Genomic DNA, 19899 nt, shown 5'->3' on the forward strand with positions numbered 1-19899 from the left:
GCCGTCCCGGTCCGTAATGAGCGCCCATAATTCCCGGCGCGCACCAAGCGCCACCCCCCCTCATGTTTTGAGGGGTGTGTGGTGGTGGTTTTTGCGGGGTGTTTGGTGGGGGTCGATGTGGGGTGGGGGGATGAACCAGGGCACGCCGGTTTTCATGGTGATGGTCCAGTGTTCTTTGTGGATGAGGTGGTGGTGGTGGCTGCAGAGGAGGGTGCCGTTGTCGGTTCCTGTGGTGCCTTGTTTGGACCAGTAGGTGATGTGGTGGGCTTCGCACCAGGGTGCGGGCATGGTGCAGTCGGGGAAGGTGCAGCCGCCGTCGCGGGCGGTGATGGCGTGGCGGATGTGGGGTGGGAAGATCCGGGTGGTGCGGCCGATGTCCAGGACGCGGGAGTCGCTGCCGAGCAGGATGGGGATGATGTCGGCGTCGCAGGCGATTTTGCGGATGGTGGTGGGGTGGATGGGGCCGGTGAAGGTTGCGGTGGCGGTGCTGGTGCTGGGTTGGTTCGGGTTTGAGGCGTTGACTTGGTTGAGGAGGTCGCGGTGGTCGATGGTGACTCTGAGTTGGGGTCGGAGTCCGCCGTTGGCGGGGAGTTTGCCGGTGGTCATCGCGACGCTGCAGGCCCCGACCAGGCCGTCGAGGAGTTTCTGGGCCCGGGAGCGCCGGTCCAGGACCGGGGAGGATCCCGCGCCCATAACGGTACCCGCGCCCTCCCCGGTGCCTCCGCCCTCCCCGGTGCCTCCGCCCACGCCGTTACTCGCGTCGTTGGCGGGGTTTCCGTCGATGGTGGTGGTGTCGGGGGTTGTGGTGTTTTGGTGTCGGGGGTTGGTGGCGGTGTTCATGGCGGTGAGGAGGGTTTCGTATTGTTCGGCGGTGGCGAAGATTTCCAGGTGGTGCAGGCCGTGGCGGGGTTTGCGGCGGAGGAAGGCGCCTTGGAGGTGCCGGAGGGTTTCTTCGGAAGGTTCCGGTCCGTCCTGGTCGAGGGCGTCGGTCCAGCGTTTGGCTATTTTGGTGACGAAGTCCGGGTCGGAGTCGATGGCGGTGGCGGTGAGGGCTTGTTCCATGGTCGCGGCGGTCTCGTCGGTGATGAGGTGCCGGACGGTGTTCAGTGCGGTGCTGATGATCGTCGCGGACCGGGACGGTACTTGCGCAGAAACGAGGGCGTCGGCGAGGATTTCGCGGCGGGCCGGGATGTGTTGGCCGGTCATTCCCACACCGGGGAGCACCTCGGCGGCGAGGGCGAGCCGGCGGCGTGCTTCGCTGATGCCGATCCGGAGCCGGGCACGGAGGAACTCCGCGGCGTTCCGGTACCCATCATCCGACGGGCTGGTATTCGCTGCTTCCGCCAGTGCTGCGCATGTGTGGGCTGCTCCCGCCACCGCCGTGGCTCCCGCTGAGGCCGCGGCTGCCGCCACCGCCGTGGCTCCCGCTGGTTCAGTCCACCCGGTCCGCCATTCCGGCGCCGCTGCTGACGACCGTGCCGGCGATGCTTGCTGCGCTTCGCTTCGGGTCCGTTCAACAGCCTGCGCCGCGACAACCTGAAGGTACTCGATCGACCGCGAGATGTCCTCGATCCTGCCGGCGAAGTCTGCCGCTTCTGCCAAGGAGAACAAGGGAGCTTGGGCGGCAGCGGCCAGCCGTGCGGAGTCCAGAAGAGCCTCGCCGTCCTCAAGAAGGGTCCTGAGATTCGATGCCGCAGCCGAAGCAGGTTCCGGACGTACGGAATTCCCGGCGACCGTGTCCGGCCCAGTGAGCAGCCCAACACGGTGGAAGTGGCCGATGACGGTGACGGGCGTCGTCGAATCCTTGAACCCAGCCTTGAACAAGTGCGGCTGGCCCACATATCGCCGTGAACGGATCGCGGCCAGGGCAGCGACAGCAGGGGACGAAGCCGCCCATGATGCCGTCAACTGCCCCATATCTTCCATGAACAGATCATTTCAGCGGGGTCCGACACTATTAGCGGCAGTTCCGAAGGCCGCTCAAACCTTCCGGAAACTCAACGATCAGGCCGACGTCAGAGCTGCCAAAGCCATCTGCTCCAGGATGGGGCGGGCGGACTTCACCGCGATCTTCCGGCCGTGGTGGCGCACCGAGTGCGGGGTTGAGTTGATCAGGCCAAAGGCCGCGTGTGCCCGGACGCGCAGGCCGGGAATGTCCGCGCCTTCGTGGATCCGTGCAAGGACGTCCACCCACGTTTCCACGTAGCTCCGCTGCAAGGACCTGACCTCGGATTTGTCGACTTCGCTGAGGCTGCCAAAGTCCCGGTCCTGGACCCGGATGACGTCCGGATGGCTCAGGGCGAAGTCCACGTGGAACTGGATCAGCCCCTTCAGTGCGTCGGTGGGGTTGTCCGCCTCCGAGACCACACGTTGGCCACCGTCCAGCAGGTCCCGGCTGACGCTGAGGAGAAGTTCGCCCAGGACGGCCTGTTTGCCGGGAAAATGACGGTAGACCGCGGGACCGCTGACGCCTGCCGCCGCTCCGAGGTCCTCAAGCGACACCCGGGTGAAGCCGTTTTCCGCAAAGAGACCAGCAGCGGCGGACAAAAGGGCCAACCTGCGCAGTTCCTTGGCTTGGCCTCGCTGTGTTGCTGCGGCTCTGGTGCCGTCAATGCTTGTTTCCGGGTCTCCGGTCACGTTCTCCTCCTAGGCGCCAGTCCCGGCACGGCGGGCTTGTGGGCTCAGCTCTGCTGGACATCACAGTTAATAAAGACTAACCTAAATTTCAGTTACGTGGCACTAACCGAAATGGCCTGTGGCCGGGAATGGAACAGGGGTCGATGGAGACAATTACCAGCCTGACGGGAGCCGCCGGCGGCACCTTCGAGGCCAACCAGACGGCACAAGTGGCCTTGGTAGGGGAACTGAAGGAGCGCCTGGCGACGGCGGCCCTGGGCGGCCCGGCCAAGTCCAGGGAGCGGCATATCGCCCGCGGGAAGCTCCTGCCTAGGGAACGCATCGACTACCTGCTCGATGACGGCAGCCCGTTCCTCGAGATCGCACCCCTGGCGGCCAACGGCATGTACAACGATGATTCGCCAGGTGCCGGGGTGATCGCCGGCATTGGCCTGGTCCATGGCCGCTATGTGCTGGTGATTTCCAACGACGCCACCGTCAAGGGCGGTACCTATTACCCCATGACCGTGAAGAAGCACCTCCGGGCGCAGGAAATCGCCCTGGAGAACAAGCTTCCCTGCATCTACCTCGTGGATTCCGGCGGAGCGTTTCTCCCCAAGCAGGACGAGGTTTTCCCCGACAAGGAGCACTTCGGCCGGATCTTCTTCAACCAAGCCAGGATGTCTGCGGCCAAGATCCCGCAGATCGCCTCCGTGATGGGCTCGTGCACGGCTGGCGGCGCCTATGTGCCGGCCATGAGCGACGAGACAGTCATCGTCCGCAACCAGGGCACCATCTTCCTGGGTGGCCCGCCCTTGGTCAAAGCAGCCATCGGCGAGATCGTCACTGCCGAGGAATTGGGCGGCGGTGACGTTCATTCAAGGATTTCCGGGGTTACGGACCACCTCGCCGAGAACGATCAGCACGCACTGGAGATCGTTCGGGACATAGTAGCGACGTTGCCGAAGCCGGCGCAGCCGGCCTGGGACGTGCTCGACGTCGTCCTGCCGCCCGTCGTCGATCCTTCAGAGATCTACGGCGTGGTTCCCACAGACGTCAACGCCCAATACGACGTCCGGGAAGTCATCGCGAGGCTCGTGGACGGCTCCGAATTCCATGAGTTCAAGAAGAACTACGGCACCACCTTGGTGACCGGCTTCGCGCATCTGCACGGCCATCCCGTCGGCATCGTGGCCAATAACGGCGTCCTCTTCAGCGAGTCGTCCTTGAAGGGCGCCCACTTCATCGAGCTCTGCGACCAGCGCGGTATTCCGCTGATCTTCCTGCAGAACCTCTCCGGTTTCATGGTGGGCAAGGACTACGAGCAAGGCGGCATCGCCAAGAACGGCGCCAAGATGGTCACTGCCGTGGCGACGGCCCGGGTGCCCAAACTCACGGTGGTCATCGGCGGCTCGTTCGGCGCAGGCAACTACTCCATGTGCGGCCGGGCATACTCGCCACGGTTCCTGTGGATGTGGCCGGCCGCCCGCATTTCCGTGATGGGCGGCAACCAGGCCTCCAGCGTTCTCGCCACGGTCAAACGCGACCAATACGAGGCAGCCGGCCAGGAATGGTCAGCCGAAGACGAAGAAGCCTTCAAGGCCCCCATCAAACAGCAATACGAAGACCAAGGAAGTCCCTACTACTCCACCGCCCGGCTGTGGGACGACGGCATCATCGATCCCGCCGACACCCGCCGAGTCCTGGGCATGGCCCTGGACGTCGTTTCCCGCCAACAACTGCCCGAGACCTCTTTCGGCCTCTTCAGGATGTGACCATGAGCCTGCCAACAACAGAGACGGCCCCGCCCGCTGAGGCCGCCCGAACATTTACTGCCGTCCTCGTAGCCAACCGTGGTGAGATCGCCTGCCGTGTCATTCGGACGCTGAAGGAGATGGGTGTCCGCTCCGTCGCGGTGTACTCGGACGCGGACAAGGACGCCAAACACGTGGCACTCGCCGATACTGCCGTCGCCATCGGCGGCACGGCACCTGCGGAAAGCTACCTGAAAATCGAGGCCATCATTGACGCCTGCCGCCGCAGCGGGGCAGAGGCCGTGCACCCTGGGTATGGTTTCCTGTCCGAGAATGTGGAGTTCGCCAAAGCGCTGGACGCTGCGGGCATCACGTTCATCGGACCCGGTATTGGTGCCATCGAAGTGATGGGCGACAAGATCCGCTCCAAGAACCACGTGCTGGCCTACGACGTTCCGTGTGTTCCCGGCATCGCCAAACCCGGACTCACCGACCAGGATCTGCTGGAAGCAGCACCCGAAGTCGGCTTCCCCTTGCTGATCAAGCCCTCGGCAGGCGGTGGCGGCAAGGGCATGCACGTGGTGGAGCGGGCCGAGGACATGCCAGCCATCCTCCAGACTGCGCGGCGCGTGGCGGCCTCTGCTTTTGGTGATGACACGCTCTTCCTAGAACGGCTCATCCGGGCTCCCCGCCACATCGAAGTTCAGGTTCTCGCGGACAACCATGGCAACGTCATCCACCTCGGCGAGCGGGAATGCTCCCTCCAACGCCGGCACCAAAAGGTCATCGAAGAAGCTCCCTCCGCCCTCTTTGAATCGCTGGCCGACGGCGGCGCCCAGCGGACACGGATTGGTGAAGCGGCCTGCAACGCAGCGCGTTCGGTCAATTACAGCGGTGCCGGAACCGTGGAGTTCCTGGTGTCCGATGAACACCCGGACGAGTTCTTCTTCATGGAGATGAACACCCGGCTTCAAGTAGAGCATCCCGTCACGGAGATGGTCACCGGAATCGACCTCGTGGAATGGCAGGTGAGGATCGCCGCCGGCGAGGTACTCACCGTGGCGCAGTCCGACGTCGTACTTAAGGGCCATGCTGTGGAGGCGCGTGTCTACGCGGAGGTGCCCGAGCGGAACTTCATGCCTTCCATGGGGCGTATCGTGGCGCTCGCCGAGCACGGTGCGGTGGATGCAAGAGTGTCCGGTCAGCAGCAGGCCCATGCCAATGTGCGGATCGACTCCGCCATGCGGGACACCCTGCAGATCACGGGGGACTACGATCCCATGCTCGCCAAGGTCATCGCGTGGGGCGAGGACAGGGCAGAGGCGCTGAACACCCTGGACGCTGCGCTGGGCCGCTACACGCTGCTGGGCGTGGACACGAACGTCGAGTACTTGCGCCTGCTGATCAACGACGCCGACGTCCGTGCCGGGCACCTCGATACCGGGCTGATCGAGCGCAAGCTGCCGTCCATGCAGTTCCGGCATGCGGGTCTCAAGGAGCTGATCGCCGCAGCCCTCACACTGTGGCTGGAACGCCAGGGCTCGGCGCTCGCCGGTGATGCGTGGAAGACGCCCGATGCCTGGCGCGTTGGCGCCCGCGGTGCATGGACCGCCACCTTTGGCGTCCCAGGCGCTGGAACAGCAACGGTGTCCGTCACGGAACAGGACGGTTCAGTCACGGCAACGGTCGACGGTGGTGGCCCGGTCAACGTCCGTGTGGCCGACCGTAGCGGCACCAGCATTGTCCTGGAGTTCGACAGCGGACTGGTCACCTATGCGGTTGGCGTGGCGCCGGGCGCCGTTCGGGAGATTTTCGTGGGCAACGATGGGTGGTCCTGCCGCCTTGAGGCCTTGGACCGCGCCGAGCGCCTGCGCAGGATGCTGGCAGGCATTCAACGGGACGAGGGAGCGGCGGACCCCGAGGTGCGCTCGCCCATGCCCGGGACGGTGGTGTCCGTGTCCGTGGCGGACGGTGACTCCGTGGAGGAAGGACAGGTCCTCCTAGCCGTCGAAGCCATGAAGATGGAGCACCAATTGGTGGCGTCCGTCGCAGGAACCGTCCACCTCAGCAGCAAACCCGGCGACCTGGTCAAAGCAGACCAAGTACTCGCCACCATTCACGTAGCCGTCACCGCTGAAGAAACGGCCGGCAACAACACAGACAAGGAAGTCCAGGCATGAGCACGTTTGAACTCACTGAGGAATACCAGGACCTCAGCGACTCCGTCCGGGAGTTCGCCGACGAGGTAGTAGCCCCCGTTTCCGCCAAGCACGACGAAGAGCACAGCTTTCCCTACGAAGTGGTCAAGCAGATGGGGGAGATGGGCCTGTTCGGCCTGCCGTTCCCCGAAGAGTTCGGCGGCATGGGCGGGGACTACTTCGCCCTAGCATTGGCACTGGAGCAACTTGGACGCGTGGACCAGTCCGTGGCGATCACCCTGGAAGCCGGAGTGTCGCTGGGCGCCATGCCTGTCTACCGCTTCGGCACGGAGGCCCAGAAGCAGGAGTGGTTGCCGGCGTTGGCGTCCGGTCGGTCCTTGGCCGGTTTTGGATTGACGGAGCGTGAGGCCGGATCTGATGCCGGCGGCACCAAAACGCACGCCCACCTGGAAAACGGGGAATGGGTTATCAACGGCAACAAGGAGTTCATCACCAACTCCGGCACGGACATCACCACCCTGGTCACGGTCACTGCAGTGACGGGCCAGAAGGAGAACGCCGACGGCAGCACCAAGAAGGAAATCTCCACCATACTGGTGCCCACGGACACACCGGGTTTCACCGCCGAAAAGGCCTACAACAAGGTAGGCTGGAACGCCTCCGACACCCACCCGCTGACCTTGGACAACGTCCGGGTTCCCGAAGCCAACCTGTTGGGGGAACGCGGCCGAGGCTACGCGAACTTCCTCTCCATCCTGGACGAGGGCCGCATCGCGATCGCCGCGCTGGCTACAGGAGCTGCCCAAGGGTGTGTGGACCAGTCCGTGAAGTACGCCAAGGAACGCAGCGCTTTCGGACAGAACATCGGCAAGTACCAGGCCATCCAGTTCAAGATCGCCCGGATGCAGGCCAGGGCCCACACAGCCCGCTTGGCGTACTACGACGCCGCCTCCAGGATGCTCGCGGGCAAGCCGTTCAAGACCGAAGCGGCCATCGCTAAGATGGTCGCAGGCGAGGCAGCCATGGACAACGCGCGGGACGCCACCCAGGTGTTCGGCGGCTATGGCTTCATCAACGAATTCACTGTGGCACGGCATTACCGCGACTCCAAGATCCTGGAGATCGGGGAAGGCACCACCGAAGTCCAGTTGATGCTCATCGCCCGCGAGCTGGGTCTCTAACCGTACGGGAAGGATCAAGGATGATTGACAAGGTTGTTGCCAGCGCCGCGGAAGCGGTGAAGGACATCCCGGACGGAGCCTCGCTCGCGGTGGGAGGTTTTGGCCTATGCGGTATCCCCGTCTCCCTGATCGATGCGCTCCACAGCCAAGGCACTACCGATCTTGAGACGGTCAGCAACAACTGCGGGGTGGACGACTGGGGCTTGGGAATCCTCCTCAAGGACGGGCGCATCCGCCGAACCATCAGCTCGTATGTGGGCGAGAACAAAGAATTCGCGCGGCAGTACCTGGCAGGGGAGCTGGAAGTGGTCCTGACCCCGCAGGGTACCTTGGCCGAGAAGTTGCGCGCCGGCGGCGCGGGCATCCCGGCGTTCTACACCAAGGCCGGTGTGGGAACCCAAGTATCCGAAGGTGGCCTGCCGCAAAAGTACGACGCCGACGGCAACGTTGCGCTTGCCTCATCGCCCAAGGAGGTGCGCACCTTCAAAGACGCCGACTATGTCCTGGAAGAGTCCCTGACTCCGGACTTCGGGCTGGTCCATGCGTGGAAGGGTGACCGACACGGGAACCTCGTCTTCCATGCGACGGCCATGAACTTCAACCCACTCTGCGCCATGGCGGCAAGGACCACCATTGCCGAAGTGGAGGAGCTGGTGGAACCCGGTGAGCTGGACCCGGAACACATCCACACGCCCGGCATTTTCGTCCAGCGTGTGGTGGTGGCGCCGTCCAGCGAGAAGCGGATTGAGAAGCGGACCGTCGCCTTGCCGGCATCGGCAAGCAGTGAAAAGGCAGGAGCCTAGCCATGGAATCGAACAGTCTCCAGGACCTGCCGCCACGCCCCGAAGCCGTGCGGCACGAATACCGACGTGCCGACGTCGAACATCACGAGGCCAAAGGCTGGACGCGTAACGAACTGGCCGCCCGGGTAGCCAAAGAGCTGGCCAACGGACAGTACGTCAACCTTGGTATCGGAATGCCCACCTTGATCCCCAACTACATTCCGGACGGTGTGGAGGTCATCCTGCATTCCGAGAACGGCATCCTGGGGGTAGGTCCCTACCCGGCGGAGGACAAGGTGGATCCGGACCTCATCAACGCCGGCAAGGAAACGGTGACCACCAATGCGGGGGCCGCGTTCTTTGACTCTGCGTCGTCGTTCGGCATGATCCGTGGCGGGCATGTTGATGTGGCGGTCCTGGGTGCCATGGAGGTGGCGGCCAACGGTGACCTCGCCAACTGGATGATTCCCGGCAAGATGGTCAAGGGCATGGGTGGCGCCATGGACCTGGTGTTCGGTGCCAAGAAAGTCATCGTCATGATGGAACACGTGGACCGCAACGGCCGGCCGAAAATCGTCCAGGACTGCACGCTCCCACTCACCGGGAAGGGCTGTGTGGACCGCATCATCACTGACCTTGCGGTGATCGATGTGGTGAAGGACGAAGGAGACCCACGTCTGGTCCTCCGCGAGCTGGCCCCCAACGTCACCCTGGACGACGTCGTGGCAGCCACCGGCGCTGAACTGTTCGAAGAGGATCAGGAGCTCACTGTATGACGCGGGTCGTGGAGCAGCGCGGGCTGTATTTCGATGAACTTGAAGAGGGCGTGATTTACGCCCACAAACCCGGACGCACGGTCACCGAGGCGGACAACGTCCTCTTCACCACCATGACCATGAACACCCAGGCGTTGCACCTCGATGCGGCCTGGAGCTCCTCGCAGCCGTTCGGGCAGCGGCTCATGAACTCGATGTTCACGTTGTCCACCATGGTGGGGCAGTCCGTGACCCAACTGACGCAGGGGACCATCATCGCGCAGTTGGGGCTGACCGATGTCACCTTTCCGCACCCGCTCTATCACGGGGATACCCTGTACACGGAAACGGTGATCACCGGGAAACGGTTGTCGTCGTCCCGTCCCGGACAGGGCGTGGTGACCATGCAGCATACCGGCCGCAACCAGGACGGGGCAGTGGTGGCGTTGGCCACCCGTACCTGCCTGATGTGGACCAAGGAAGCGCACGCTGCGCAGTCCTAGTTTTCCGAACGTGTCAGCACCTCACCAGCAAGGAACCCGCATGCCCTCTCCCGACTCATCGTCCACCACAGCGGTGCCGCCGTTCACCATGGGTCCGGCCCTTCTGTTCTGTCCTGCAGATCGCCCGGAGCGATTCGGGAAGGCCGCCGATCGATCCGATGCCGTCATCCTGGACCTGGAGGACGCCGTGGCTCCTGCGGACAAGCCGGGGGCCCGCGAAGCGATCCTTGAGCAGTCCGGTACCGGTGGGCTGGAGCCGGGCCGCACTATTGTTCGGGTGAATCCCGTGGGGACGCCGGAGTTCGAGCTCGACCTCGAGATGCTCGCGAAGACGCCTTACCGCACCGTCATGCTGGCCAAAGCGGAGAGCGCAGCGCAGCTCAGGTCTTTGGAGGGCTACCAGGTTGTTGCGCTTTGCGAGACGGCCGCCGGGATTGTCCATGCCTCGGCCATCGCGGCCGAACCGAACGTCGTGGGACTCATGTGGGGTGCCGAAGACCTGCTGGCTTCCTTGGGCGGCCTCTCCAGCAGGAACGACGACGGCGGGTACCGGGCCGTGGCGCTGCACTCACGGTCCGCTGTGCTGCTGGCAGCGAAGGCAGGGGGCAAGGAAGCAATCGATTCGGTGTATGTGAACATCCCGGATCTTGAGGGACTCGGTGCGGAGTCCAGGGATGCCGTTGCCAGCGGCTTCGGAGCGAAGGCCTGCATCCACCCGAACCAGGTTGCGGTGGTCCGGGAGGCCTATGCGCCGACCCCCGAATCCGTAGCTCAAGCCACCGAGCTCTTGGACGCCGCAGCCGCCGCGGGCACCGGCGTGTTCCAGTTCAAGGGCAAGATGATCGACGGCCCCATCCTCAAGCATGCCGAGGCGACACTCCGCCGCGCCGGGCACCCGCGAGATGCCAGTTAATGCCAATGTTTCCCCAAAACATTGGCATTAACTGTCAACTCGGCGTGAGGTTGGAGCGCTAGGCGCGGACCGCCGTCGCGAGTTCGGTCAGTTCAACCGTGGCGGGGCGAGCTGCCGTGCTCTTGATGGGCACGGCGTGTCCGCTCTTGGCCGACTCCAGAACCGATTCCATGACGTCCAGCGCATGGAACGCCAGTTGGCCGCCGGCACGTGGTTCTTGCCCGGCCGGTGTTGCTGCGAGGTCGGCGATGCCAAAGCCCCGGCCGGAGTCCACGTAGCCCGCTGAGACGGGGAGCGTCTCCCAATCCTCGGCGCCGAGCGCGAAGTGCTGCACGTCGCCGTCGAAGTGGTTGGGGTCCGGAACAATGAGTGAACCCGTCTCGCCGTGGATCTCGATGTTGGGGCTCTTGGTTTTCACGGCGTCGAAGCTCATGAACAGCGTAGAGAGGGCACCAGACGCGTGGACCAGCACACCGGTAACATGCGAGTCGATGTCCACGGGGACTTTCTGGCCTTCCCTGGGTCCGGAACCAATGGTGCGTTCGCTGCGAGTATGGCTGGCCGCGCCCACCACCGACACCACCGGCCCCAGCAGCGTGACCAGCGCCGAGACGTAATAAGGCCCCATGTCCAACAACGGTCCGCCGCCGGGCTGGTAGTAGAAGTCGGGGTTCGGATGCCAGCGTTCGTGCCCTGGTGTGGCCATGGTTGCCGTGGCCGAAACCGGCGCGCCGATCAGTCCGTCGTCGATCGCTTTCCTGGCAGTCTGGACGCCCGTGCCCAGAACCGTGTCCGGTGCGCAGCCAACCGCCACTCCGGCCGCTTCGGCGGCGTCGAGAACCTGCCGGGCCTCGGTGGTGGTGGCAGCCAGCGGCTTTTCACCGTAGACGGACTTGCCCGCGGCGATGGCCTTGAGTGCAATCTCGGCGTGGGCGGCGGGGATGGTGAGGTTCAGGACCAGTTCGACGTCGTCCGCGGACAGGAGTTCGTCCACGGTCAGTGCCCGGACACCGTCGTACGAGTCGGCGACGGCCTGTGCGCGGGCGGCGTCGAGGTCCGCCACCGCTACGAGGTTGATGGAATCCAGGCGGCGGAAGTTGGTCAGGTACTGGGCGATGATGGCGCCGCAGCCAATGACTCCGACGTTTAGCGGCTTGCCCACAGCATGCCCCTTTCAATGATGGTGCGGACGTTGCTGTCTTGGAGGACTTCCACCCGGTGGCCAGGGGTGGAAACGAAGATTCTGCCTTTGCCCCATTGCCGGGTCCAGATGGCCGGCGAAGTGACTTCGCGGTTCCAGGGATCCCATTCCCGGACTTTTTGGGTGGTGGTGGCCAGGACGTCGATGTAGTCGTCGCTGAGCACCCAGTACTGTTCCGTGACGAGGTCGAAATCGCTGAGGCCTTGCGTGATCGGGTGCGCGGCAGCGGCCGGCAGCATGTTCACGGTGTAGGGGATGTAGTTGTCCGACTGCTCGCCGATCGTCTCGTCAGCATGCTTGCCGGGGTGGCATGCGAACTGGCCGCCGATCAGGTGCAAATAGTCCGAGTTGTTGCGGTAGGAATCGGCGATGCCACCGTGCCAACCGGCAAGTCCCGTGCCGTTTTCGACGGCGGTGCGGAGCCCCTCGAACTCGTCCTTCTCGATGGTGGTCATGGTCATGCACTGCACGATCAGGTCCACGCCGGCCATGTAGTCGGGATCGGCGTAAATCTTGGGGGACTCCTCAACCCGGACGTCGTAACCGTTGTCCTTCAGGTAGGGGATGAACAGCTCGGTGGCCTCCACCGGCTGGTGTCCGTCCCAGCCGCCGCGAACCACCAGTGCTGTTTTGTTGTTTGTCATGGTTTCCTTCGTATCGGGCGTAATCAATCGAGTCAGGGATTGCGTGTGGCCATCAGCGGGTAGCAAAAGCGGCGTCGAAAGCGGCCGCAGGAGGACGGATGGCCGCCAGTTCGCGGACCATGTCCAGCGCTTGGGGCGCGCCGACCAGCCGGTCCATGCCGGCGTCCTCCCACTCGATGCTGGTGGGTCCTTCATAGCCGATGGCGTTCAGTGTGCGGAAGATCGGCTCCCAGTTCACGTCACCGTGGCCGGCCGTGACGAAATCCCAACCACGGCGGGGATCCGCCCACGGCAAGTGCGAGCCAAGCCGGCCATTGCGTCCGTTGAGTTGCCGGACCGATTCCTTCACGTGGACATGGAAGATCTTGTCAGCAAAGTCCTGGAGGAACATCACGGGGTCGAGGTCCTGCCAGATGAAGTGGGAGGGATCGAAGTTGAGGCCGAAGCTGTCCCTGTGTCCGACCGCTTCCAGCGTGCGCTTGGCAGTCCAGTAGTCGTACGCGATCTCTGAAGGGTGGACTTCAAGGGCAAAGCGGACCCCGGCTTCATCGAACACGTCCAGAATGGGATTCCAGCGGTCGGCAAAGTCCTGGTACCCGCGTTCGATCATGGCATCTGAAGCCGGCGGGAACATGGCGACGCATTTCCAGATGGAGGAGCCCGTGAAACCTGTGACCGTCTTGACGCCAAGCCTGGCCGCGGCGAGCGCAGTGGTCTTCATTGCCTCGGCGGCCCGCTGACGGACGCCCTCAGGCTCACCATCGCCCCACACTGCAGGCGCAAGGATGTCCCGGTGGCGCTCATCAATGGGGTCATCGCAGACTGCCTGCCCTGTGAGGTGGTTGGCGATTGCGTGGACTTTCAGCTGGTGCTTTTCCAGGATGTCCAGTTTGCCTTGAAGGTAGGCGTCATCTTCGATCACCCGCTGTGGATCCAGGTGGTCGCCCCAGCAGGCGATTTCCAGGCCGTCAAAGCCCCATTCGCCTGCGAGCCGTGCCACTTCCTCAAACGGCAGGTCGGCCCACTGGCCAGTGAAAAGGGTAATAGGCCGGGTCATGATGCTTCCTTGTCGACGTTCTGCCAGTGGCTTGCGTTCTCCGCGCTCGCCTCGACTGCGGCCAGTACCTTCTGCACCTGTAAAGCATCCGCGAACGACGGCGAGGGCTGCTCGCCTGCGCCGATGGCATTGACGAGGTCCACTACCTGGTGGGTGAACCCGTGCTCGTACCCCAGGCCGTGGCCGGTGGGCCACCAATTTCCCGTGTACGGATGCGAGGGTTCGGTCACCATGATCTTCCGGAATCCGGCGTCAGGTTCCAGTGCGGAATCGTAGTACTGCAGGGAGTTCATGTCCTCGAAGTCAAAGGCGATGGAGCCCTTGGTGCCGTTGAGCTCAAGGCGCATGGCGTTCTTGCGTCCCAGGGCAAACCGGGTTGCTTCGAAGATGCCGATGGGGCCGGCAGTAGTCCCCAGGCCGGGGCCGCCCAAGCCGGCGTCAGCGTCGCCGTCGTGCCTTGCCTCAAAGCGGGCAGTGAACAGGGCGGCGTCGTCCACGGTGACAGGACCACGCGGACCGTCGGAACCGCCGTGGCCGCCGAGGCCCACAAAGTCCCCGCCCACGGGCCGCTCCTTCACGAACGTTTCCAGCAGCGCGGAGACGCCCGTGATGTTGAGCCCGGTGATCCATTGGGCAGCATCGATGCTGTGTGCACCGATGTCGCCCAGCGAACCGGACCCTGACTTGGCCTTATCCAGCCGCCAGGTCAGCGGCGCATCGGCGTCGCTGAGCCAGTCCTGCAGATACTGGGCGCGGACGTGGCGAATGTGGCCCAAGCGGCCGTCATCCACCATCCGCTTGGCGAGGGCCAGGGCAGGGGTGCGGCGGTAGCTGAAGCCGCACATGGACAGCACACCACGCTCAGCTGCGGCCTGGGCCACGGCCGTCATCTTCTCCGCCTCCTCCACGGTGTTGGCCAAAGGCTTTTCGCAGAGGACATGCTTGCCGGCTTCCAGGGCGGCGATGGCGATCTCTGCGTGGGTGTTGCCCGGTGTGCAGATGTCGATGAGGTCGATGTCGTCCCGCTCGATCAGGCGGCGCCAGTCAGTCTCCACCGAGTTCCAGCCGTACTTGGCGGCCGCAGCACGTACACCGTCCTCGTTCCGGCCGGCCACGGCCGTGAGTTCCGGGGAAAGCGGGAGATCGAAGAAGCGCGGCGCTGTGCGCCAGGCGTGGGAGTGGGCGGCGCCCATGAAGGCATAGCCCACCATGCCTACTCGCAGGGGTTTGGGTTCTGTCATTGGGAGGTCCTTTCTACTGGAGCAACCAGTTACTTGCTGAAGCCGGCGGTGAGCCCACTGACCAGCTGCCGGCGTCCAAGGACGTAGATGACGAGGATGGGCAGCGTGCTGAGGACCACGGAAGCAAGTACGGCGGGGATGTTGACGCTGAACTCGCCTTGGAAGGTCCACAAGCCCAAGGGAAGGACGCGCAATTCCGGGCTCTGGGTGAGTACCAGCGGGAGCAGGAATCCATTCCAGACGTGCAGGCCGTTGTAAATTGCCACGGTAACTATCGCCGGACGCGTCAAGGGAAGTGCCAACCGCCACATGGTCTGCCACTCGCTGCAGCCATCCAGCCGCATTGACTCGAACAACTCATTGGGGACGTCCCGGATGAAGTTGGACAGGATCAGGACAGTCAGAGGTATGGCGAAGGCAATGGAGGGAAGCATGATGGCCAGGAGGCTGTCGTACAGATTCAGCCGGATGATCATCAGGTAGATAGGAATGATCGTGGCTTGGAGCGGAATGGCCAGACCCATGAGGAACATACCGTTGACAAGCTTCAGGTACCGTCCGCGCCCCCGGACAATCGCGAATGCCGCCATGAAGGAAATCAGCACAGTGGGGATCACTGAGCCCAGCGTGACGAAAACGCTGTTCATGAAGTACGTCGTGAAGTTGGCTTCAAGAACCAGCTTGTAATTCTCCAGGGTAGGTGCTGACGGGGGAGCCAACGGGTTCTGACCGAAGTACCCCTCGGAGCTTTTCAAGCTGGTGATGACGATGTAGTAGACCGGAATGATGATGATGGCCAGCCATATCCAGCCGCCGAGGCCGCCGGGAATGTTCAGCCGCTTGATCCGGGTTCCCAGGCTTTGCTTGGCCTTGACTGAATGGGCCGGGGAACTGGCTGGTGCGGTGTCCGAATCGCTTTTAAGGACAGTACTCACGTTACATACCTTCCAATTGGCTGCCCTGCTTGTCCTTGCCTCCAAGGCGTTGGAGGAACAAAGCAAGCGCCAGGCCTATGACGACCAGGATGACGGCGATGACGCTTGCCGGTCCCATGAGGTTGGCCCGGAAGCCGCGCAAGTACATGTCGAGCGCCAGGATGCGGGTGGAGTTGCCCGGACCGCCGCCTGTGAGGACGAAAATGAGGTCAAAGTAGGTCAACGATCCGACAACCATCAGCGTTGACGAAGTGATGATGGTGTATTTCAGCTGCGGAAGCGTGATGTGGAAGAACTGCTTAATGGTTCCCGCACCGTCGATCTGGGCCGCCTCGTAGAGGGACTTGGGGATCTGCCGTACGCCACCTTGGTAGATGAGGGTATGGAACGGAACGAACTGCCAGGCGATCACAAAGATGACCAGTCCAACAGCCAGCTGGGGTACCCCCAGCCAGTCCTGGGCAAGGAACGGGAGCCCGAGTCCCATGGCCAAACCGAAGTTCGGGTCCAGCAGGGCCTTGTAGGCGATGGCCACTGCTGCTGAGGAGAGAAGCAGGGGTAGGAAGTACAGCACCGCCAACGCGGCCCTGTAGCGTTGCGTTCCCGCTGTGAAGACGCCAAGGAGGAGGCTGATGGGCGTCTGGACAAGCCAGGAAACGATCATGATCATGAAGGTCAGGCCCAAGGAGTGGTAGAGCTCCGGGTCGGAAAGCACCGACGTCCAGTTCCCCATCCCGGCTGCTCCAATGGCGCCGATGCCGTCCCAATTGGCGAAACTCAGGATCAGTACGCCTACCAGGGGGACAACGGCGAAGACGAGGAAGAAGATCACCGCCGGAAGCGTCAGCCATGCCAGGGCAGACTTTTGCTGCCTGGTCCGTTCGGTATGCCCGGAACCGGTGGCAGCTCTATGAGTCGTTGCAGTGCTCATTTGCCCAGGGTGGCATTCATGTTCTCAGCGAACTGCTGCGGAGTGATCGACTTGAGGAAGAGCTGATCGATATTGTTCAGCAGCGCCTCGGCAGCAGTCGGGCTCAGTGCCTGGTCCCAGGACTGCTGGAAGTTGGGCGCGTTCTTGCCGAGATCGTAGACGAAGTTCAGGAAGTCCTTGTCCGGTGACGAAGCAAGTTTGTCCTCGATGCCGTTGACGATGGGGACCGAGCCGGAGTTGATGTAGGCGTCGATGACCGTGTCCGTCATGATGCCGTCCTTGAAGAACTTCTTCGCTGTTTCCTTTTCCGCGTCGGTGGCCTTGGCCGAGATCGACATGTATTGGGCGGGGTTGCCGACGCCGTTCTTTGGATCGCCCTTGCCACCGGGGATCGTCGGGAAGGCGCTGAATCCCAGCTTTCCGTTCTGGACGAAGTTCTGACCGTCTTTCTTCATGGACCCGAAAGTCCACGAACCATGGAGCATCATGGCGGCTTTGCCCGTAAACAGCAGCGCCTGATCCGCCTTCGAATCCGCAGTGATGGAGGAGAAGCCCTTGATGAAGCCATCCGCCGACACAAGTTCCTGGATCTTCGTGCCCGTTTCAACCACGGCCGGATCCATCCAGGCATTGGGTTTGCCGTCAAAGATTGCCTTGAACACTTCCGGTCCACCGATGCGATCAAGGAGATACTGCAGCCACATCATGGAGGTCCAGCGGGACTGACCGCCCAAGGAGAAGGGTGCAACACCCATGTCGTTGAACGTCTTTACCAAGGACATGACGTCGTCCCAGGTCTTCGGTGGCTGAGCGCCGGCCTTGTCAAAGAGGTCTTTGTTGTAGAACAAGACGATGGGGGCAATGTACTGATTCGGCAGCGCATAGATCTTGCCGTCAACGGTGGCTGCGCCGAAGGAAGACGGGAAGAACTTGTTCTTGAGGTCCGGGTTGGCATCGAACCAGCTCGTCAGGTCCTCCACTTGGTTGGCTTCGGCATAGGTCTTCAACGTTCCGCCACCCCAGCCGTAAATGATGGTGGGTGCCTGTCCGGCGCCGATCGCCGTCTTGATCTTCGTCTTGAACGCGTCGTTCTGGAAGTACGTCACGGCGATCTTGTTGTCGGAATTCGACGCACCGAAAGCATCAACGGCTTTCTGCATGGTGGTTTGGTTCGGCTCACCGGACAGGAACCACATACTGGCCCCGCCTCCGCTCGCGCTGCCCGGGCCGGAAGTTCCACAGGCGGTCGTTGCAATTGCTGCGAACGGCGCGATGGCTGCGAGAGCTAGAAAGGAACGCCGGGATGATTGGAACTGCTTCATTGCTTCTCCATGTGTAGTCGCCTCATTGAGCACGTCGCCGTACTCATGTCCTAAATGGTGGCCATTCGCGAAAAGTATCGAAATATTTCGGAGACTCTTTCGGAAGTGCCCACCAAATTTAGCTGTGAGGGGCGTCACCGTCAAGCCCATAGATTGCACAATCTCTCAAGGTTTGGATGTGGCATTGACGACCGGAGTCTGAATGCTGCACACTGAATCGACCCGAAATATTTCGAAAGCAGGTGCAATGTGGATCGAGCAAGTCGCCCGTCCAAGCTCACCTTGGCCGCCGTCGCCGCAGAAGTAGGCGTCTCGGCGCCCACCGTATCCAAAGTGGTCAACGGCCGCGAAGACGTGGCCGAAGCCACCCGCGCACGGGTCTTGGCCGCGCTCCAACGCACCGGCTACAAATCGCCGCTCCAGCGCAAAAGCATCCCCGAGCACCGAGCGGTGGAAGTGGTCTTCGATTCCTTGAACTCGGCCTACGGCGTGGAAGTCCTCAATGGAGTGATGGAACACGCGGCCGTATCCGAAATGGAAGTCATCCTGTCCATCACCGGACGCCAGGCCGCATCGCCGCTGGGACCCGAGGAACGGGCCCAGCGGATGATCGACGAAGGCCGTGCCGGCATGATTGTGGTGACGTCCGCCTTTGGATCCGCGCAGTTGGAGGCGTTCAAGCGCCGCCAAATTCCCATCGTGGTTGTTGACCCGCTGAACCCGCCGCCCGCAGACGTCTTCAGCGTTGGCGCCAGTAACTGGGCCGGCGGGAAGGCAGCGGCATCGCATCTATTAGAGCTAGGGCACCGGAAGATCGCCTACATGGGCGGTCCGTCGACTGCCGAGTGCAGCCAAGCCCGTCTCCACGGGTACATGGCGGCCTTGATGGCAGAGGGAGTCGCAGTGGATGACGACTACATTTCGTCGGGTCCCTTCAAGCCGGAAAACGGTGTACGTGCCATGAAGGCCCTGTTGGCGCTCGACGATCCGCCCACCGCGATCTTTGCCGGCAGCGACAGCATCGCCCTCGGTGTCCTCGCCGAAGCGCGCCGTCAGGACGTGCGCATTCCCGAGGAAATGAGCCTGGTGGGTTTCGACGGTACCCAACAGGCCGAAGAATCCGTGCCGCCGCTCACGTCCGTGTCGCAGCCCCTGCAAGAGATGGGTCGTTCTGCCCTGAGCTTCATCCTCCGTCAGAAAAATGGCGAGGAAATAGATTCACGCAGAGTGGAACTGGCCACGCACCTCGTTGTCCGCGAGTCCACCACGGCGCCCCGGCGCAGTGCTCAGCTAGTCAGTTGAGTGCATAAGGGCGTTTGTCCTTGGTGCTGACCCGTACCGGTCAAATCTGTGCTCGTTTCTGCGTCATGTTTGGTGCATTTCGGTCACTTCTTGATTGTGACCGGTGCGATCTTGGCCGGTCTTGACCACTAGCAGGTCAAAACCGGGCGCATCTTTTCGCGCAGGTCAAGCCAAGGAAGGAGGAGCACGTGCATGATCCTCGAAGCCAAGGGGCCGCGAAGCAGCCACCACATCGATACCGCCTGAACGTGCCTAGCGCAGATGAGGCCGTGTTCGCATGGATGGAAATGCAGGACAATCTCTCACTTTCCATACGTATGCTGATCCGCGACAGTATCGAGCGTGACGGCTACGTGGACATCGTCAACCGGCCTGTGGTGCAGCGTCCCGTTGGGTCCAGCCTTGGCCAGCAGCCTACGGACGACCGTTTGGCAGCCAACCAGACTGAGGGCATTCCGGCCATCGGGCTATCCGTGGGCGAGAGTCCAGTAACTGCCGGGGAGGGGAGTACCGCTCCCACGCAGGAACCCGGAGAAGGAAAGCGGACTTCCAACGTACAGGTCGACGTCAACGACCTCTTCGCGCAGCTGCGCCGCTGACAGT

At 62.9% G+C, this 19899-nt stretch carries 18 protein-coding genes; 9 read left to right on the forward strand and 9 right to left on the reverse strand.

From position 1 onward, the window contains the following. Positions 1 to 60: 60 nt before the first annotated feature. Both ACFRJ9_RS06125 and ACFRJ9_RS06130 read right to left on the reverse strand, forming a co-directional pair. Positions 61 to 1926 carry a DUF222 domain-containing protein gene (locus ACFRJ9_RS06125; RefSeq protein WP_377665500.1) on the reverse strand — a complete coding sequence of 622 codons (1866 nt, stop codon included), beginning with the start codon at positions 1924 to 1926 and terminating at the stop codon, positions 61 to 63. A gap of 78 nt (positions 1927 to 2004) precedes the next feature. Next, positions 2005 to 2637 carry a TetR/AcrR family transcriptional regulator gene (locus ACFRJ9_RS06130; protein WP_377665502.1) on the reverse strand — a complete coding sequence of 211 codons (633 nt, stop codon included), beginning with the start codon at positions 2635 to 2637 and terminating at the stop codon, positions 2005 to 2007. A gap of 143 nt (positions 2638 to 2780) precedes the next feature. Between ACFRJ9_RS06130 and ACFRJ9_RS06135 the strand changes: the two genes are divergently transcribed. The 7 genes from ACFRJ9_RS06135 to ACFRJ9_RS06165 are packed head-to-tail and all read left to right on the forward strand — an operon-like array spanning position 2781 to position 10663. Beyond that, the gene (locus tag ACFRJ9_RS06135) at positions 2781 to 4391 is read left to right on the forward strand and encodes a carboxyl transferase domain-containing protein (RefSeq protein WP_377665504.1); all 1611 of its coding nucleotides are present in this window, start codon (positions 2781 to 2783) and stop codon (positions 4389 to 4391) included. 2 nt (positions 4392 to 4393) lie between these two features. Further along, complete coding sequence (locus tag ACFRJ9_RS06140; protein WP_377665506.1) at positions 4394 to 6550, forward strand: acetyl/propionyl/methylcrotonyl-CoA carboxylase subunit alpha; 2157 nt, start codon at positions 4394 to 4396, stop codon at positions 6548 to 6550. Further along, positions 6547 to 7710, forward strand: a complete 1164-nt coding sequence (locus tag ACFRJ9_RS06145) for an acyl-CoA dehydrogenase family protein (RefSeq protein WP_377665508.1) — start codon at positions 6547 to 6549, stop codon at positions 7708 to 7710. Before ACFRJ9_RS06140 ends, ACFRJ9_RS06145 begins: the two co-directional genes overlap by 4 nt. A gap of 20 nt (positions 7711 to 7730) precedes the next feature. Then, complete coding sequence (locus ACFRJ9_RS06150) at positions 7731 to 8513, forward strand: CoA transferase subunit A (RefSeq protein WP_377665510.1); 783 nt, start codon at positions 7731 to 7733, stop codon at positions 8511 to 8513. Between the two features lie 2 nt (positions 8514 to 8515). Next, entirely contained in the window at positions 8516 to 9268 is a 753-nt protein-coding gene (locus ACFRJ9_RS06155) for a CoA transferase subunit B (RefSeq protein WP_377665512.1), read from the forward strand. Then, positions 9265 to 9750: a MaoC family dehydratase gene (locus ACFRJ9_RS06160; protein WP_377665514.1), complete on the forward strand. Its 486-nt coding sequence runs from the start codon at positions 9265 to 9267 to the stop codon at positions 9748 to 9750. The genes ACFRJ9_RS06155 and ACFRJ9_RS06160 overlap by 4 nt, the downstream gene beginning before the upstream one ends. A gap of 40 nt (positions 9751 to 9790) precedes the next feature. After that, complete coding sequence (locus ACFRJ9_RS06165) at positions 9791 to 10663, forward strand: HpcH/HpaI aldolase/citrate lyase family protein (RefSeq protein ID WP_377665516.1); 873 nt, start codon at positions 9791 to 9793, stop codon at positions 10661 to 10663. Between the two features lie 58 nt (positions 10664 to 10721). Here the strand turns inward: ACFRJ9_RS06165 and ACFRJ9_RS06170 are convergent, their stop codons facing one another. Genes ACFRJ9_RS06170 through ACFRJ9_RS06200 form a run of 7 tightly spaced genes read right to left on the reverse strand, consistent with a single transcriptional unit; the run spans position 10722 to position 17994 of the window. Continuing rightward, a complete protein-coding gene (locus tag ACFRJ9_RS06170; protein ID WP_377665518.1) occupies positions 10722 to 11825 on the reverse strand; it encodes a Gfo/Idh/MocA family protein in 1104 nt (367 codons plus the stop codon). Next, on the reverse strand, positions 11810 to 12508 hold the full coding sequence (locus ACFRJ9_RS06175) for a ThuA domain-containing protein (protein ID WP_377665520.1): 699 nt from the start codon (positions 12506 to 12508) through the stop codon (positions 11810 to 11812). Before ACFRJ9_RS06175 ends, ACFRJ9_RS06170 begins: the two co-directional genes overlap by 16 nt. A gap of 52 nt (positions 12509 to 12560) precedes the next feature. After that, the gene (locus tag ACFRJ9_RS06180; protein ID WP_377665522.1) at positions 12561 to 13565 is read right to left on the reverse strand and encodes a sugar phosphate isomerase/epimerase family protein; all 1005 of its coding nucleotides are present in this window, start codon (positions 13563 to 13565) and stop codon (positions 12561 to 12563) included. Continuing rightward, a complete protein-coding gene (locus ACFRJ9_RS06185) occupies positions 13562 to 14806 on the reverse strand; it encodes a Gfo/Idh/MocA family protein (protein ID WP_377665524.1) in 1245 nt (414 codons plus the stop codon). The genes ACFRJ9_RS06180 and ACFRJ9_RS06185 overlap by 4 nt, the downstream gene beginning before the upstream one ends. Positions 14807 to 14835: 29 nt before the next feature. Next, positions 14836 to 15741, reverse strand: a complete 906-nt coding sequence (locus ACFRJ9_RS06190) for a carbohydrate ABC transporter permease (protein WP_377665526.1) — start codon at positions 15739 to 15741, stop codon at positions 14836 to 14838. 1 nt (position 15742) lies between these two features. Then, a complete protein-coding gene (locus ACFRJ9_RS06195; RefSeq protein WP_377665528.1) occupies positions 15743 to 16672 on the reverse strand; it encodes a carbohydrate ABC transporter permease in 930 nt (309 codons plus the stop codon). Then, a complete protein-coding gene (locus ACFRJ9_RS06200) occupies positions 16669 to 17994 on the reverse strand; it encodes an extracellular solute-binding protein (RefSeq protein WP_377665530.1) in 1326 nt (441 codons plus the stop codon). Before ACFRJ9_RS06200 ends, ACFRJ9_RS06195 begins: the two co-directional genes overlap by 4 nt. Positions 17995 to 18243: 249 nt before the next feature. Between ACFRJ9_RS06200 and ACFRJ9_RS06205 the strand changes: the two genes are divergently transcribed. Both ACFRJ9_RS06205 and ACFRJ9_RS06210 read left to right on the forward strand, forming a co-directional pair. Then, positions 18244 to 19296 (forward strand): LacI family DNA-binding transcriptional regulator, encoded by a 1053-nt coding sequence (locus ACFRJ9_RS06205; protein ID WP_377665532.1) that lies wholly within the window; start codon positions 18244 to 18246, stop codon positions 19294 to 19296. Between the two features lie 248 nt (positions 19297 to 19544). Continuing rightward, a complete protein-coding gene (locus ACFRJ9_RS06210) occupies positions 19545 to 19895 on the forward strand; it encodes a hypothetical protein (RefSeq protein WP_377665534.1) in 351 nt (116 codons plus the stop codon). Positions 19896 to 19899 lie beyond the last annotated feature (4 nt).

Source organism: Paenarthrobacter sp. NPDC056912, from assembly GCF_042786555.1.
GTDB lineage: Bacteria > Actinomycetota > Actinomycetes > Actinomycetales > Micrococcaceae > Arthrobacter.